The sequence below is a fragment of the Comamonas piscis genome, assembly GCF_014109725.1.
In the GTDB taxonomy this organism is placed as follows: domain Bacteria; phylum Pseudomonadota; class Gammaproteobacteria; order Burkholderiales; family Burkholderiaceae_C; genus Comamonas; species Comamonas piscis.
The window spans coordinates 1,516,824-1,532,664 of the sequence record NZ_CP058554.1 but is presented as its reverse complement, the minus strand read 5'-3'; the positions used below and the strand labels follow the sequence as shown (position 1 = coordinate 1,532,664).

The 15,841-nt window shown below is 64.0% G+C and carries 13 protein-coding genes and 1 tRNA gene; 12 read left to right on the top strand and 2 right to left on the bottom strand.

Annotated elements, in window-relative coordinates; translation table 11 throughout:
- Nucleotides 1–47 precede the first annotated feature (47 nt).
- The 3 genes from HS961_RS06765 to alkB all read left to right on the top strand — a co-directional run bounded on the left by HS961_RS06765 (nucleotide 48) and on the right by alkB (nucleotide 1,800).
- Nucleotides 48–827, top strand: coding sequence for an enoyl-CoA hydratase (locus HS961_RS06765; protein WP_182326981.1), 780 nt, complete (start codon nucleotides 48–50; stop codon nucleotides 825–827).
- 153 nt (nucleotides 828–980) lie between these two features.
- Nucleotides 981–1,057 (top strand) — tRNA-Met (locus HS961_RS06760).
- 74 nt (nucleotides 1,058–1,131) lie between these two features.
- Nucleotides 1,132–1,800, top strand: a complete 669-nt coding sequence (gene alkB / locus HS961_RS06755; protein WP_182326980.1) for a DNA oxidative demethylase AlkB — start codon at nucleotides 1,132–1,134, stop codon at nucleotides 1,798–1,800.
- Here the strand turns inward: alkB and HS961_RS06750 are convergent.
- Entirely contained in the window at nucleotides 1,797–2,702 is a 906-nt protein-coding gene (locus tag HS961_RS06750; protein ID WP_182326979.1) for a LysR family transcriptional regulator, read from the bottom strand. The genes alkB and HS961_RS06750 overlap by 4 nt on opposite strands.
- Before the next feature lie 88 nt (nucleotides 2,703–2,790).
- On the opposite strand from HS961_RS06750, the gene HS961_RS06745 reads away from it, so the two are divergent.
- The 8 genes from HS961_RS06745 (at nucleotide 2,791) to HS961_RS06710 (ending at nucleotide 11,916) form a co-directional block, all read left to right on the top strand.
- Nucleotides 2,791–3,636 (top strand): DODA-type extradiol aromatic ring-opening family dioxygenase, encoded by an 846-nt coding sequence (locus HS961_RS06745; RefSeq protein WP_412101633.1) that lies wholly within the window; start codon nucleotides 2,791–2,793, stop codon nucleotides 3,634–3,636.
- 95 nt (nucleotides 3,637–3,731) lie between these two features.
- On the top strand, nucleotides 3,732–4,709 hold the full coding sequence (locus HS961_RS06740) for a bifunctional helix-turn-helix transcriptional regulator/GNAT family N-acetyltransferase (protein WP_182326978.1): 978 nt from the start codon (nucleotides 3,732–3,734) through the stop codon (nucleotides 4,707–4,709).
- Nucleotides 4,710–4,716: 7 nt separating this feature from the next.
- Entirely contained in the window at nucleotides 4,717–5,607 is an 891-nt protein-coding gene (locus HS961_RS06735; protein ID WP_182326977.1) for a DMT family transporter, read from the top strand.
- A gap of 83 nt (nucleotides 5,608–5,690) precedes the next feature.
- Nucleotides 5,691–6,128 (top strand): hypothetical protein, encoded by a 438-nt coding sequence (locus HS961_RS06730; protein ID WP_182326976.1) that lies wholly within the window; start codon nucleotides 5,691–5,693, stop codon nucleotides 6,126–6,128.
- 172 nt (nucleotides 6,129–6,300) lie between these two features.
- Nucleotides 6,301–7,629, top strand: a complete 1,329-nt coding sequence (gene miaB / locus HS961_RS06725) for a tRNA (N6-isopentenyl adenosine(37)-C2)-methylthiotransferase MiaB (protein ID WP_182326975.1) — start codon at nucleotides 6,301–6,303, stop codon at nucleotides 7,627–7,629.
- A gap of 170 nt (nucleotides 7,630–7,799) precedes the next feature.
- Nucleotides 7,800–10,100, top strand: coding sequence for a hypothetical protein (locus HS961_RS06720; RefSeq protein ID WP_182326974.1), 2,301 nt, complete (start codon nucleotides 7,800–7,802; stop codon nucleotides 10,098–10,100).
- 8 nt (nucleotides 10,101–10,108) lie between these two features.
- Nucleotides 10,109–11,254, top strand: coding sequence for a hypothetical protein (locus HS961_RS06715; protein ID WP_182326973.1), 1,146 nt, complete (start codon nucleotides 10,109–10,111; stop codon nucleotides 11,252–11,254).
- Complete coding sequence (locus HS961_RS06710; RefSeq protein WP_182326972.1) at nucleotides 11,251–11,916, top strand: DUF1266 domain-containing protein; 666 nt, start codon at nucleotides 11,251–11,253, stop codon at nucleotides 11,914–11,916. The genes HS961_RS06715 and HS961_RS06710 overlap by 4 nt, the downstream gene beginning before the upstream one ends.
- Nucleotides 11,917–11,959: 43 nt before the next feature.
- Here HS961_RS06710 and HS961_RS06705 read toward each other — a convergent pair whose 3' ends face one another.
- Nucleotides 11,960–12,535, bottom strand: a complete 576-nt coding sequence (locus HS961_RS06705) for a C40 family peptidase (protein ID WP_182326971.1) — start codon at nucleotides 12,533–12,535, stop codon at nucleotides 11,960–11,962.
- A gap of 238 nt (nucleotides 12,536–12,773) precedes the next feature.
- On the opposite strand from HS961_RS06705, the gene fdnG reads away from it, so the two are divergent.
- Nucleotides 12,774–15,836, top strand: coding sequence for a formate dehydrogenase-N subunit alpha (fdnG, locus tag HS961_RS06700; RefSeq protein WP_182326970.1), 3,063 nt, complete (start codon nucleotides 12,774–12,776; stop codon nucleotides 15,834–15,836).
- Nucleotides 15,837–15,841: the final 5 nt, after the last annotated feature.

Sequence of the window (15,841 nt, the reverse complement as noted above, 5' to 3'; positions counted from 1 at the left end):
GGGCGCCAGCAGGCCGCTGCTGCCCCACAAACCCAAGGAGACAGACCGTGGCCTATGAAATGATCGAAGTGCGCGTCGAAGCCGAGAAGGTGGGCATCATCACCCTGAACCGCCCCAAGGCGCTCAACGCGCTGAACGACCAGCTGATGAACGAGCTGGGCGAGGCACTGAAGGCCTTTGATGCCGACAAGAACATTGGCTGCATGATCATCACTGGCAGCGAAAAAGCCTTTGCCGCCGGCGCCGACATTGGTGCCATGGCCAACTACAGCTTTGCCGATGCCTACGGCGGCGACTACATCACCCGCAACTGGGAAGCGATCCGCAGCATCCGCAAGCCGGTGATTGCCGCCGTCAGCGGCTACGCGCTGGGTGGCGGCTGCGAGCTGGCCATGATGTGCGACTTCATCATCGCCGCCGACAACGCCCGCTTTGGCCAACCCGAGATCAAACTGGGCGTCATCCCCGGTGCTGGCGGCACGCAGCGCCTGCCCCGCGCCGTGGGCAAGGCCAAGGCCATGGACCTGGCCTTGACCGGCCGCATGATGAACGCCGACGAAGCTGAGCGCGCCAGCCTGGTCAGCCGCGTGGTGCCGGTGGACAAGCTGATGGAAGAGGCGCTGGGCGCCGCCATCATCATCAGCGGCTTCTCGCAACTGGCCGTGATGGCCGCCAAGGAATCCGTGAACCGCGCGTTTGAGGGCAGCTTGAACGACGGCGTGATGTTTGAGCGCCGCCTGTTCCACGCGCTGTTCGCCACCAATGACCAGAAGGAAGGCATGGATGCCTTCGTCAACAAGCGCCCGGCCCAGTTCAGCAACAGCTGATCAGTCGCTGCGAGGATGGCCAACGATAGCCGAGCGTTAGCGCTTGGCAGCCTTTGCACCAGCCAAGCGACAAAGGGGCGACAGGCCCGATTTGTACAAAACCTTGCAGATTGTTCAGCGGGCCAAAATTTCGGTATATAATTTCCTTCTGCCGGTCGTATAGCTCAGTTGGTTAGAGCGCAGCATTCATAATGCTGATGTCGTAGGTTCAAGTCCCACTACGACCACCAGGTTTCAAACCGCAGTGATTGCAAAATCACTGCGGTTTTTCTCTTTCCGGCCCAGCCACGGCACAATAACCGGCATGCAAGACCTGTTCAGCCTCGCTGCAGAGGACACCAACCAGCCGCCCTGGGAGCGCATCGCCATTGGCCGCCAGGCCTGCGTGCTGCGCGGTTTTGCCTTGCGCTGGGAACAGGCCTTGCTCAGCCAGGTGCAAGCGATGGCGGCGCAGGCGCCGTTTCGGCATTTGCGCACCCCCGGCGGGCGCAGCATGCAGGTGGCTATGACCAACTGCGGTGCATGTGGCTGGTACAGCGACGCGCAGGGCTACCGCTACACCGCCACCGACCCCTTGAGCGGCCAGCCCTGGCCGCCGATGCCCGAGGCCTTTGCAGCGCTGGCCGCACAGGCCGCAGAAGCGGCAGACCTGCCGCCTTTCGCCCCCAATGCCTGCCTGATCAACCGCTACACCGTCGGCACCCGGCTTACCCTGCACCAGGACGAAGGCGATGCCCAGCATCCGATCGTATCGGTATCGCTGGGCCTGCCCGCCGTCTTCCTGTGGGGTGGCGATGCCCGCGCCGATGCCACGCAAAAGCTGCCGCTGCAGCATGGCGATGTGGTGGTCTGGGGCGGTGTGGACCGCATGCGCTACCACGGGGTGATGCCCGTCAAGGACGGTACCAGCCCGGTGGCCCACCCGCTGCTGGATGGCGTGCGCATCAATCTCACCTTCCGCCGCGCGGGCTAGACTGCAGCGCTGTCCGCGTCAGCACCCAGCTCCTGCGACAGGCAATCGATAAAGCTGCGCACCTTGGGCGCCAAGTAGCGGCGGCTGGTGTAAATCGCATACAGGGTGACAGTCAGCGCCTCCCACGCGGGCAGCACCCGCTGCAGCGCGCCGCTGTGCAGATCGTCCTCCACCAGCCACGATGGCAAAAAGCCCAGACCCATGCCGGCGCGCACCGCATGCAGGCTGAGATTGGAATCATCGGACAGCAGGGCTGGCTTCAGCTGCAATGGCGCACTGCGGGCGCCGGGCTGGCTCAGTTGCATGGGGCTGAGCGATACATAGCTGGGTAGCACGGCGGGGTGCTGGGCCAAATCGGCAGGCTGCTGCGGCTGCCCTGCGCTTGCCAGATAGTTGGGGCTGGCCACCAGATAAAAGGGCACCTGGCACAGCGGGCGGGCAATCAAATGCGGTGCGGGGTCGGACGAGGCCCGCAAGGCCATGTCGTAGCCGGCGGTGGCCAGGTCGATCTTGTGGTTGTCCAGATGGATGTCGACCAGCACCTGCGGATACCGGGCGCGGTAGCGCGCCAAGATGCGTGCCATCTGCGGAGTGGCACACCACACGGGCGCGCTGATCTTGAGCTGGCCGCTGGGGGCCTGGTGGTGCTGGCCGATCTCCTGGGCCGCTGCATCCAGCATCTCCAGCGCCAGGCTGCTTTGCGCATACCAGCGCTGGCCCGCCTCGGTCAGGCTGAGATGGCGGCTGCTGCGGTTGAGCAGGCGCGCGCCAAGCCGCTGCTCCAGCTGGGCCACATGCTTGCTGACCATCGGCGCGGATATGCCCAGGCGCTCGCCCGCCTGGGCAAAGCTGCCGTTGTCCACCACCGCTTGGAACACCTGCATGCTTGTGAGCTGGTCCATAGTTTCCTCTCAGGAAATTTATCGCTGCATTTTAGCTACTTGGTTTCCTTTTAGGCAGCTACTACAGTAGAGACAAGGAGTTTTCAGCATGACCACCATGACCACTAACACCATATCTACCAGCACCAGCGGCAGCCGCTTGCCCGTCTACTTCATCTCGCACGGCGGCGGCCCCTGGCCCTGGATGCCCGAGATGCACGACTACTATGCGCAGCTGGCCGCATCCTTGGCCGATATCCCACGCCAGATCGGCCGCACACCCCGCGCCATCCTGATGGTCTCAGCCCACTGGGAGGCCGACAGCTTTACCGTGCAGTCCACGCCCCAGCCCGGCATGATCTATGACTACGGCGGCTTTCCAGCCCACACCTACCAGATCCACTACCGTTCGCCGGGATCGCCTGCGCTGGCCGAGCGCGTGGCGGGACTGCTGGCCCAGGCCGGCATTGCCGTGCAGCAGGATGCCGAGCGCGGCTATGACCACGGCATGTTCTCGCCCATGGCCGCCATCTACCCCGAGGCCCATGTGCCGGTGGTGCAGTTGTCGCTGCGCCGGGGCCTGGACCCGGCTGAGCACCTGGCGCTCGGCCGCGCGCTGGCCGCCTTGCGCGATGAGGATGTGCTGATCATCGGCAGCGGCCTGTCGTACCACAACCTGCGCGCTTTTGGCCCGCAGGCCAAGGTGCCGTCCAAGGCGTTTGACGACTGGCTGGCCGAGACCATGCTGCAAGTGGACAGCGCCAGCCGCAGCCAACGCCTGCTGGACTGGGAAGACGCGCCCGCCGCACGCATTGCCCATCCGCGCGAAGAGCATCTGCTGCCGCTGATGGTGGCGGTCGGCGCCGCTGAAGCTGACCGCGCGGTGCGCATCTACCATGAGGAAGCCTTTATGGGCGGGCTGTCGGTGTCGAGCTACCGGCTGGACGCTGCATAAAGCAGCCTTGCTAGCGCCAGCCATGGTGACTCTCCAAGAAAGTTGCAGCATACAACCAAATTGATGTATAGTGCAACCAACTACTGGAGCACCGTATGGCAGCCGACACCCCCTTGGTCAACGACATCCGCAGCGCCTCCCGCACCATGGTGCGGGAGCTGGGCTTTATGGCCAACACTTTGGCGGCCACACCCTATTCGGCGTCTGCGGTCCATGCGCTGCTGGAAATCGATGCGCATGGCCAGGTCACTGCTGCCCAATTGGCGGAGTTTCTGGGGCTGGACAAATCCAGCGTCAGCCGCATGGTCGCCAAGCTCATTGCCCAAGGCGAGCTGCAGGAGCAGCCCTGCGCCGACGATGCACGCGCCAAGCAGTTGCAGCTGTCGGCGCAGGGGCAAAGCACGGTAGCGGGCATACACGCCTATGGACAAACACAGGTGCGCAGCGCGCTGGCGCAGCTCAACCCCTCATTGCAGCAGGCCGTGGCGCAGGGCTTGAGCGCCTACGCCCAGGCCTTGCAGGCGCACCGGCTGGGCAGCACGGCCGGCCAAGACGCGTCCGCCACCCCTGCCAGCAACAGCATCCAGATCCACAGCGGCTACCGCCCCGGGCTGATCGGCCGCATCGCGGAGATGCATGCGGTCTTCTATGCCAAACACTGGGGCTTTGGCGCATTTTTTGAGAGCAAGGTGGCCTCGGGTGTTGCCGAATTCAGCGGCCGCCTGGGCGAGCCCTGCAACCAGGTCTGGACCGCCGTGCAGAACGAGCGCATCGTCGGTTCGGTCGCCATTGACGGCCAGGACCAGGGCAACAACCAGGCGCACTTGCGCTGGTTCATCTTGGATGATGGCTGCCGTGGCGGCGGTGTGGGCCGCCAGCTGATGGCCCAGGCCATGGCTTTTTGCGACCAGCGCGGCTTTGCCAGCACCGAGCTGTGGACCTTCCAAGGGCTGGATGCCGCCCGCAAGCTCTACGAGTCGATGGGCTTTGCGCTGGTGCATGAAGAAGCCGGCCAGCAATGGGGATCGATGGTGGTGGAACAACAATTCAGCCGCCGCCTGCACGGCGCCTAGGCCCCGTATGCAGGCCCGCCAACCAGCGCTGTGGGCAGCGGCCACCACGGGAATGCTGGTGGGTGCGGCCATGGTCTCCACCAGCACGCTATCGCCCGCCGCCTCATCGGCCAGCCTGGCTTTTTTGCGCTATGCCATCGGGCTGGCCATCTTGGCCGGCCCTGCACTGCTGGCGACCTGGCCCCGCTACCGCGCCCGTGATGCGCTGGCGATTGCCTTGCTGGGCGTGCTGCAGTTTGCGGTGCTGATCCTGCTGCTCAACCATGCGCTGGCGCGGCTGCCCGCATCGACCTGCGCACTGGTGTTTGCCACCATGCCGCTGTTTACCTGGTGCCTGGCGGCGCTCTCGGGACGCGAGGCCTTCAGCACCCGCAGGCTGGCAGGCCTGCTGCTGGCCGTGGGCGGTGTGGCCGTGCTGCTGGTTGGCAGCGCAAGCCCTGCTGGTGGCTTGGGCGGCCTGGCCATATTGGGCGGCAGTGGCATGGCGGCCTTGCTGGCCGCCACCGTGGTGGGTGCGGCCACCAGCATCCTCTACGGCCCCTATATGCGGCGCTACCCGGCGCTGCCCACCAGCTGCCTGGCGATGGCGGCATCGGTGCTGTTTCTGGCGCTGTACGGCGCGCTGCAAAGCCAGTCACTGTTGCCAGTGTTTTCTGCCACGCAGTGGGGCCATATGGTCTTTATCGGACTGTCGAGCGGGCTGGGGTATTTTTGCCTGCTCTGGGCGCTGGGCCGTTTGCAGGCATCGCAGGTGATCGCTTTCCAAGCGCTGGGGCCCGTCACCGCCGCACTGCTGGAGCTGGCCTTGCACCAGCGCATGCCTACGCCGGCGTTGCTGGCAGCCATGGCGCTGGTGTTGGCCGGCCTCGTCATCAGCACCCAGGCGGCCACGCACTAGCCCGTACCCCCCCTTGCCCCAGTGCCGGACTGCGGCACCGCCGGTGTTTGTAGAATGCGGCCTCCAGCCCCTGGATATACACCATGAACCGCTGCACCACACCCCACACACACCCACATCGCCTGCGACGCGCCACGCGTGCCAGCCTCGCCGCTCTGGCCCTTGCACTGGGCGGCATCAGCGCCCTGCCCAGTCTGGCCCAGACCGCCACCTTCGCCCCCTTCCAGGGGCCGGTCCGCGCCTTTCCACCCCAGGCCCTGCGTGGCAATCTGGTGGTCACCAGCCCGACTGAGGCGACGATCGACAACCAGGCGCTGCTGCTGGCTCCAGCCTTCAAGCTCTACAACCCGCAGAACACGACGCTGCGCCCCAACACCGTGCTGGGCCAGAAGCTGACGGTCAACTATGTGGTCGAGAAATCCAGTGGCCGCGTGCATGCCGCCTGGATCTTGAACAGCGACGAAGCCGCCCTCAAGCGCGACCGGGCCGACAACGGCTTCTGGAGCGGACTCTTTAAATAAAGCGCATTGGCGCCGCCGCATGGGCTGACCGCAGCGGTCAAGCCCGGCGGAGCGACCTGCACATCCCCTTTTAGGCAGCAGTGCGCCCGTCCGGCGCCTGGCTTTCTGCCGTATTTCAGTATTCCTTCAGGCCTGCAAGCGCAGCCCCTGGGCCCCCCACGAGATTTGCACCATGTCCAAAAAAGTATTTATCAAAACCTTCGGCTGCCAGATGAACGAGTACGACTCGGACAAGATGGCCGATGTGCTGGGCGCCGCCCAAGGCTATGAGCCCACCCAGGTCATGGAAGAGGCCGACCTGATCCTGTTCAACACCTGCTCGGTGCGCGAGAAGGCGCAAGAGAAGGTGTTCTCCGACCTGGGCCGCATCAAGCACCTGAAGGAAAAGGGCGTGCTGATTGGCGTGGGCGGCTGCGTGGCCAGCCAGGAAGGCGCCGAGATCATCAAGCGCGCGCCCTATGTCGATGTGGTGTTTGGCCCCCAAACCCTGCACCGCCTGCCCGAGCTGCTCAATGCCCGCGCCGCCAAGGCCAAGCCACAGGTGGACATCTCCTTCCCCGAGATCGAGAAGTTCGACCACTTGCCGCCAGCCCGTGTTGAAGGCGCCTCCGCCTTTGTGTCCATCATGGAAGGCTGCTCCAAGTACTGCAGCTACTGCGTGGTGCCCTACACCCGGGGTGAAGAGGTGAGCCGCCCGTTTGAGGACGTGCTGGTCGAGGTCGCGGGCCTGGCTGCGCAAGGCGTCAAGGAAATCACCTTGCTGGGCCAGAACGTGAATGCCTACCTGGGCAAGATGGGCGACACGGCCGAGATTGCTGATTTTGCGTTGCTGCTCGAATACGTGGCCGAGATCCCCGGCATCGAGCGCATCCGCTACACCACCAGCCACCCCAATGAGTTCACGCCGCGCCTGATCGAGGCCTATGCCAAGATCCCCAAGCTGGTATCGCACCTGCACTTGCCGGTGCAGCATGGCAGCGACAAGATCCTGATGGCGATGAAGCGCGGCTACACCGCTATGGAATACAAGAGCACGGTGCGCAAGCTGCGCGCCATCCGCCCCGATCTGGCGATGAGCAGCGACTTTATCGTCGGCTTCCCCGGCGAGACCGAAGAAGACTTCCAGAAGATGATGAAGCTCATCGACGATGTGCGCTTTGACAACTCGTTCAGCTTTATCTTCAGCCCCCGCCCCGGCACCCCCGCCGCCAACCTGCCCGATGACACACCTTACGAGGTCAAGCTGCGCCGCCTGCAAGAGCTGCAAGCCGTCATCAACCACAACATCAAGGCCATCAGCGATGAGCGCCTGGGCACCGTGCAGCGCCTGCTGGTAGAGGGCAAATCCAAGCGCGACAACGGCGAGCTGATGGGCCGCACCGAGTGCAACCGCGTGGTCAACTTCCCCGGCCAGGAGCGCCTGATTGGCCAGATGGTCGATGTGCGCATCACCGAGAGCATGACCTACACCTTGCGCGGTGAAGTGCTTATCACCCACTGAGAGCCGCAGTTGACCGGTTTGCGCAGCGCTGGTCAGCTGCACAAAACACGGTGAAAATGGCCGTTCTGCCTGCTTTCGGAGCCCGCAAAGGCCACACCCGCCTTGGGGGCCGTTAGCATGCAGGGGGCGCATGAGGGATGCGCCATAACGACTAGAAAGGCTCCATCCTCATGGCTTCCGCATCCGATCCCAACACCGCCCTGCGCAGCGAGGCGCTCGATGCCTTTCTGGACCATGTAGAAGCCTTTTTTGACGCCGATGACGAATCGCAGGAATGGTCGGCCCGCCAGGCGGCCGCTGCCGAGCAGCTGGCATCACGCCCTCTTCTGCCCGATGATGTCGACCAGCTGCGCCGCCTCTACCGCCTGTGGAGCATGGCTGGCCAGCCGGCGCAGGCCCTGGCTGCCGTGCAGCAGCACCAGCCCCGGCTCTTGCAAGACTTGGCCCCCAGCGCCCAGCGCGATGCCGCCGTCACCCTGGCGATGATGCAGACCGATGCGGCAGAAGATGTGGACGCGCTACCGGAGGGCACCTACCGCAGCGTGATCGAGAACGCCATGGCCGCCGTGGAACAGGCCGGTGACCAGGGCGACCTGGACCGCGCCTGGCGCCACCTGGCACGCCATGCCCACCAGGCGCAGGCACTGGATCTGCAAGAGCAGATCTGCCGCAAACAACACCAGCACAAAAGCCAGCAGGCCGACCGCGCCCACCTGCGCGCCTGGGACGATGCGATGCTGGCCACACGCCTGGGCCGCATCGAAGCGGCCAAGAACAACTCCGAAGCTGCCCGGGACCTGGGCCACTACGCGCTTCAAAAACTCCAGCGCGCGGAAGCGGGCCAGGACATCGACACCGACGACTGGCTGCTGCTGGGCGAGGACATCATTGCGCTGGCGCCCGACGCGCTGGCCCTGCACAGCGAGCTGACCCTGGCCAGCCTGCCCAGCAACGCATCGCCCGCCGCCTGGCGCGATACCCGGGCGCAGCTCGCTCGGCTGGCCGCTGGCAGTCTGCACCAGCAAGGCGCGCTGGATGCCGCCATCAGCAAAGGCCAGGAAGGCAGGTTTGCGCTGGTGCGCGACAGCGATGACAACAGCAGCGCCTTGCTGATCGATTGGCTAGTGCAGGCCGCCCGCTTGCCCGAAGCCGCCCACATGTGCTTTGAAAGCAGCCTGCACAGCCGCCCAGGATCGCGCGAAGCAGCCAGCCGCCAGGCGCTGGCCCAGCTGGGTGAATCGGATGGCGCGCCCTACTGGGCGCTGACCTTGATGGCCGCCGCCCAGGACGAGGACCTGGCCGAATTTTTGCCCGCCGACATGGATGCCGACCAGGCCTTTGCGCACTACAGCGCGCTGGTGCAGCAGCAGTCGCTCAACCACCCGATGTGGCGCCTGCTGCAAGGCAACCACTTGTTTGTGCAGCAGCAGTATGCGCAGGCCTTGCCGCTGCTGGAGACGCTGGCCGAGCGCCCGCAGTACGCCAATGGCGAGCTGGCCTATCGCCTCTTTGTCTGCCGCGCCCGCGTGGCCGGCCTGGCCAGCGCGCTGCAGTCACCCTATATCCGCTGCGACAGCGGCAGCTGGTGCTATGCCATGGGCGTGCAGCTGGATGATGACGAGGCGCTGATGCAGGCCATCGGCATGGAAGGCGACGAGCTGCCCGCCGACTGGCCCTATGACGAGCTGCTGCGCTGGATCAAGCACTACTACGAGACGGGGCAGGCCCGCTTTGAGCACTGGTTTGCCACCGGCCAGGGCAGCTACAAGGATGGCAACCTGCACGACTACTCGATGCTGTGCAACAACCTGGCCATCAAGTACCGCTACAACGACGAGAACTACGACGGTGCGCTGGCCCTGCATGCCAAGGGTATCGCGACCAGCCCCTTTGCCGAGCACTACAACGGCATCGTCTCCACCCATATCGACAGCGACAACTACGCGCAGCTCATTGCTGCGGCTGAGCAGCTGTGGCACTACAGCCGGGACAATGGCTACAGCCGCCACAGCCCCTGCGATTACTTCCCCAAGGTGGCCTACGCGCTCTACCAGCAAGACCGCAATGTAGAAAACAGCATCTGGCTGGAGCGCCTGGACGAGTGGTGGAGCCAGCTTGACGAGGACGAGCAGCGCAGCGAGCGCTATGACTATCTGCGCAGCCTGCTGAACCAGCTGGACTACTACTCGGCCACCCATGGCGCCGAGGTGCTGCCACGCCTGCAGGCGCTGCTGCCCGAGCTGGAGCAGCGCCAAAACCCCTATCTGCTGCGCCGCGCGGGCGATGCGATGCAGACCTCGGGCACGGACCCAGAGGCGCTAAAGATCTACCAACTGGCGCTGGCCTGTGCGCCCGTCGATGACCCGGCCGAGCGCGAGAAGCTGCAAACCAGCGTCGACAAGCTGAGCGCCCAGCTGATCACCACAGCGCCTGACACAGCAGGCGGCAAAGCCTGGTGGAAGTTCTGGTAAGCGCATCAATGCGCAACAGCACCGTGTACCTGGCGCGCAATGTGGTCAACGCGCCAGAGTTGAAGGCCCGCATCAGCGCGCGCAGCCGCGAGCGCGGCGACAGCGCTGAAATAGAGGCCTGGCTGCAGAACCACTTCTACCGCTACCTGGTGGGCAACTTCAACGCGCCTCCCGAGGCAGTGCAGGCCATCACCACCACCGAAGCACTGCAGCAGCACTACCCCGCTGGCGCGCCGGCCTGGGCGCTGGCCTTGCTGGCCCGCAAGCCAGGGCCCGAATCCAGCCCCAACGATGCGGTGCTGTGGTGGATCAACCCCAGCCATGACAGCGTGCTGGCCTTGGAACGCCAGTTGCTGGAGTTTTTGCAATCGCGTCAGGGCACTTCGCTGGAAGGCAAGCTCGCCCGCATCAACTGCCCGCAGGCACTGGAGCGCTGGGCGCAGGAGCACCAGGCCTTTGAGGCCCAGCAACTGGCCGGCTGGCGCCAGCACCAGCCCCAGGCGGTGCAGCCGCTGTGGCAAGGCAGCCAGGGCGAGTTCGTTGAGCTGCTGCCCGGCAGCGGCGTGCTGCGCGAAGAGATGGCCTACGAGAGCCAGATGATGCGCCACTGCCTGGGCCAATTTGCCAACCGCCGCCAGTTGACCGGCGGCTATGGCGAGCACTATGCCGAAGGCTGCGAGCAAGGCCGCATGCGCATCTTCAGCTACCGCACCGGCCAGCGCCAGCCCCGCATCACCATCAATGCCTGGCTGCAGCCCGATGGGCGCTTGCGCATCGACCAGATCAAGGGCAAACAAAACCGCCCGCCGGTGGACCGCTACCGCGCCGATGTCATCGCTTTTTTGAACCAGCTGCACACCAGCGAAGAGACGCCCGATGATGCGCTGGGCATGCGCCTGCTGCGCACCAGCGGTTCCCAAGCGGGGTGGCATGCAGTCGAGACCCTGCACAGCGAAGCCGAGCATTTGCAGATTTGGCAGCGCCAGCCCCGCCTGCTGGCCCATGTGCCCCAACTTTCGCCACTGGTGCAGTGGCTGGCCGCCGCGCATGACAGCAGCCTGCTGGCGGGCCAAACGCTGCCGCCTGCACTGGCCTACAGCCTGGAGCAGGCGGGCAAAACACCGCCGAGCACACAGCCGGAGGTGCAGCGATGATTCAGATCCTGGTGGCAGCCATCGGACTGTGGCTGGTGTGGCAATGCGTGCAAGCCTTTCGCCGGCAATGGGGCAGCCAAGCCACTGCCGCTTCGGCGCCGATTGCGCATTACCTGCTAACCCCCGAGCAGAACTGGGCGCTGGCCTTGGCACACCCAATGGCCTTCCATGCGCTCAAAGGCGGTTTTGCCGACAGCGACATGCCCGCACCCACCACCAGCCTGGCGGCATCGCTGCGGCCCATGGCCTTGCACGCCTTTGGCCTGCGCACCGATCTGGACGATGCCCAGGTGCGCGCGCAATTGCCTGAGCGCATGCGCACGCGCTGGTGGTGTCTGGATGTGGAACGGCTGCAAGCGGGGGAAGATGCCCGCGCCGCGATGGCTTTTGCCTGCGCGCGCACGAGCTTCTTTGTGCGCACCGCCGCCATGCTGGGCTGGATCAGCCCTGAGCAGCAGTGGCAGCTGCTGCAGCTCAATGCTGCACGGGCACGTGATTGTTTTGGCAGCTGGCAGGAGTTTGCGCAGGCCTACACGCAGGGCCGCGCGCAATGGGTGGCCAAGGGCCGGTCCGATGCGCTGGGCCGCAGCATCAGCCCCGAGGAGTTGCAGCACTGGTTGCTGGATGCCTCGCACCCCTGGGGTGCCTACGCCTGGCGTTAGATGCTTGCCACTATTCCATCGGTTATATGGCCGATGAATATTATCAAGCGTCAAAAATCGTGCGGGCTTCGGTAAATCTGCGCGAGAAATAGGGGTTGGCCAGACTCACCGTCTTGACCACGCCACCGCTTGATGGCGCATGCACAAACTGGTTGTTGCCGGCATAAATGCCCATGTGCGAGTAGCGCCCGCCCATCGTGTTGAAGAACACAAAATCCCCGCGTTTCAGGTCACCCCGGTCGATCTCGGCGCTCACTCCCGCCCATTGCGCCGTAGTACGCGGCAGCCGGCGCGTGGTGATGCCCTGGATCGCATACTGGATCAGGCCACTGCAGTCAAAGCCGCCCTCGGGCGTATTGCCGCCATAGGTGTAGGGGGTGTTCACGACCAGCATCACCCGCGCATACAGCGCCTCACGCAGCTCGCCGCTCAGTCCCAGGTTGATGGGCACGACGCCGCTGTCCACACGCGGTGACGTCGATGTACCACCTGCGCTGCGCTGCCCACCCTCTTGCCGCGCGGTGCGCGGGGGCGAAGAGCCACAGCCGGCCAGCAGCGCCGATGCCGACAGCGCCCAGAGCAAGAATGGTCGGCGCGCAGCTGCAGTGTGGTGGTCCATGGTCTCCCCCTTGGCATCAGGCCGAAAAAATTCATAAAGCATATTATTCACAGTTTCACGCAAGTTTGTGAAATGTATTGGTATTTGTCGCTGACACACCGCATGTCCCGGATTTTTACCAATTTGTCAAACGTGCTGAATACCCCGAATGCCCAACTATTCTGCTTTCAGGGGGAGAAGACTACAATTTGTGTCGTAAGCATAGAAAACAAGCATCCTTCATTGAAAGGACACCCCCATGGTGCAATTCTCCAGACGCCAGTTCATGAAAGTGACTGGTTCGACTCTGGCGGGTTCCAGCCTGGCAGTGATGGGCTTCTCGCCCGCCACCGCGCTGGCTGGGGTTCGTCAGTACAAGCTGGTCGGCAGCACAGTGACACGGCAAACCTGCACGTATTGCTCTGTTGGCTGCGGCATTTTGATGTACTCGCTGGGCGATGGCGGCAAGAACGCCAAACTCTCGGTGATCCACGTCGAAGGCGATCCCGACCATCCTGTCAACCGCGGCACCTTGTGCCCCAAGGGCGCATCGCTGCTGGACATCGTCCACAGCCCCAACCGCCTGCTCTACCCCGAATACCGCGCGCCCGGCTCCAACGAGTGGAAGCGCCTGTCCTGGGATGAGGCGCTGACCCGCATTACCAAGCTGCTCAAGGACGATCGCGACGCGAACTTCCTGGAGAAGACCGATGATGGCCTGACGGTGAACCGTTGGACATCGACCGGCATGCTGGCCGCATCGGCTGCCAGCAATGAAGCCGGTTACATCACCTACAAAGTGGCCCGTTCTTGGGGCATGTTGGCATTCGATAACCAAGCACGTGTCTGACACGGCCCGACGGTGGCAGGTCTTGCCCCGACGTTTGGCCGTGGAGCGATGACGAACCATTGGGTCGACATCAAGAACGCGGACGTTATTTTGATCATGGGCGGCAATGCCGCTGAAGCCCACCCTTGCGGCTTCAAATGGGTGACCGAGGCGAAGGAGCACAACAAGGCTCACTTCATGGTGGTCGACCCGCGCTTTAACCGATCGGCTTCGGTGGCGGATTTCTACGCCCCTATCCGCTCCGGTTCGGACATTGTTTTCCTCGGCGGTGTGATCAATTACCTGCTGAGTAACGACAAGATCCACCACGAGTACGTTCGCAACTACACCGACTTCACGTTCATCGTGCGGGAAGACTTTGCGTTCGACGAAGGTATCTTCTCGGGCTACAACCCGGAAAAGCGCACCTACGACAAGGCCAGCTGGGACTACGAGCTGGGCGAGGACGGTTACGTCAAGACCGACCCGAGCCTGCAGCACCCACGTTGCGTCTACCAATGGCTCAAGCGCCATTACGCCAGCTACACGCCTGAGAAGGTGGAGAGCGCCTGCGGCACGCCCCAGGCCAAGTTCCTGCATGTCTGCGAAAAACTCGCATCGACGGCAGAGGCTGGTCGCGCGGCCACCATCCTGTACGCACTGGGCTGGACCCAGCACTCGATCGGCGCGCAGATCCTGCGTACCGGCGCGATGGTGCAACTGCTCTTGGGCAATATCGGCGTGGCCGGTGGTGGCATGAACGCCTTGCGCGGTCACTCCAACATCCAAGGTCTGACCGACTTGGGCCTGCTGTCGAACGCACTGCCCGGCTATCTGACCTTGGCCAACCAGGGCGAGCAGGACTACCAGAAGTACATCGAAGCGCGTACGCAAAAGCCTTTGCGTGCCAACCAGATGAGCTACTGGCAGAACTACTCCAAGTTCCATGTGAGCCTGATGAAGGCTTTCTGGGGCCCGGCTGCTACCTTGGAAAACAACTGGGGCTATGACTACCTGCCCAAGCTCGACAAGCAGTACGACATGCTGCAGATCTTCGAGCTGATGAACGAAGGCAAGGTCAACGGCTACATCGCCCAGGGCTTCAACCCGCTGGCGGCGCTGTCCAACAAGAGCCGCGTGCGCGACGGTCTGGCCAAGCTCAAGTTCCTGGTCATCATGGACCCGCTGGCCACCGAGACCTCGGAGTTCTGGAAGAACTACGGCGAGCACAACGACATCGACACCGCATCGGTACAGACCGAGGTGTTCCGCCTGCCCACCACCTGCTTCGCTGAAGAAGATGGCGCTGTCGTGAGCTCCTCGCGTGTGTTGCAGTGGCACTGGAAGGCCTCCGAGCCACCAGGCGAGGCCAAGACCGATATCGCTATCATGTCGGCGCTGCACCTGCGCATGAAGGCCGCTTACCAGCAGGACGGCGGCAAGTTCCCCGACCCGATCCAGAACCTCTGGTGGCCTTATTCGCAGCCGGCACATCCGTCGTCCGAAGAGATTGCCAAGGAGTACAACGGCCGGGCACTGACCGACCTGACGGCTCCGGATGGCAAGGTCTTGCGCCCTGCCGGCCAGCAGCTGTCCGGCTTTGGCGAACTGCGCGACGACGGCACCACGATGAGTGGCTGCTGGATCTGGACGGGCAGCTGGACCGAGGCGGGCAACCAGATGGGCCGCCGCGACAACAGCGACCCGACCGGTATCGGCAACACGCTGAACTGGGCCTGGGCCTGGCCGGCCAACCGCCGCGTGCTGTACAACCGCGCCTCGGCGGACTTGGAAGGCAAGCCTTTCAACCCCAACCGCCCGCTGGTGCAGTGGAACGGCAAGACCTGGGGTGGCGCAGATGTGCCCGATTACGGCGCAACCATCAAGCCCGAAACCGGCACCGGTCCGTTCATCATGAACCCGGAAGGGGTGGCCCGCTTCTTTGCCCGCAAGGGACTGAACGAAGGCCCGTTCCCGACGCACTACGAGGCATTTGACAACCCGCTGGGCTACAACCCGATGTACCCGAAGAACGCCAAGGCCGTCAGCAACCCGGCAGCCCGCGTGTTCCCTGCTATTTGGGACACCTTCGGCAAGGCGGACGAGTTCCCGCATGTGGGGACGACCTACCGTTTGACGGAGCACTTCCACTACTGGACCAAGCACGCGCTGCTGAACTCCATCATCCAGCCCGAGCAGTTCGTCGAGATCGGCGAGGCGCTGGCCAAGGAGATCGGCATTGCGACAGGCGCCATGGTGAAGGTCAGCTCCAAGCGGGGCTACATCAAGGCCGCTGCGGTGGTGACCAAGCGCATCAAGCCCATGCAGATCGAAGGCAAGACGGTGCACCACGTGGGTATTCCTATCCACTGGGGCTTCAAGGGCCTGACCAAGCCTGGCTTCCTCGCCAACACCCTCACCCCGTTTGTGGGTGACGGCAACAGCAACACGCCAGAGTTCAAGACCTTCCTCGTGAAGGTTGAGAAGATCTAAGGAGC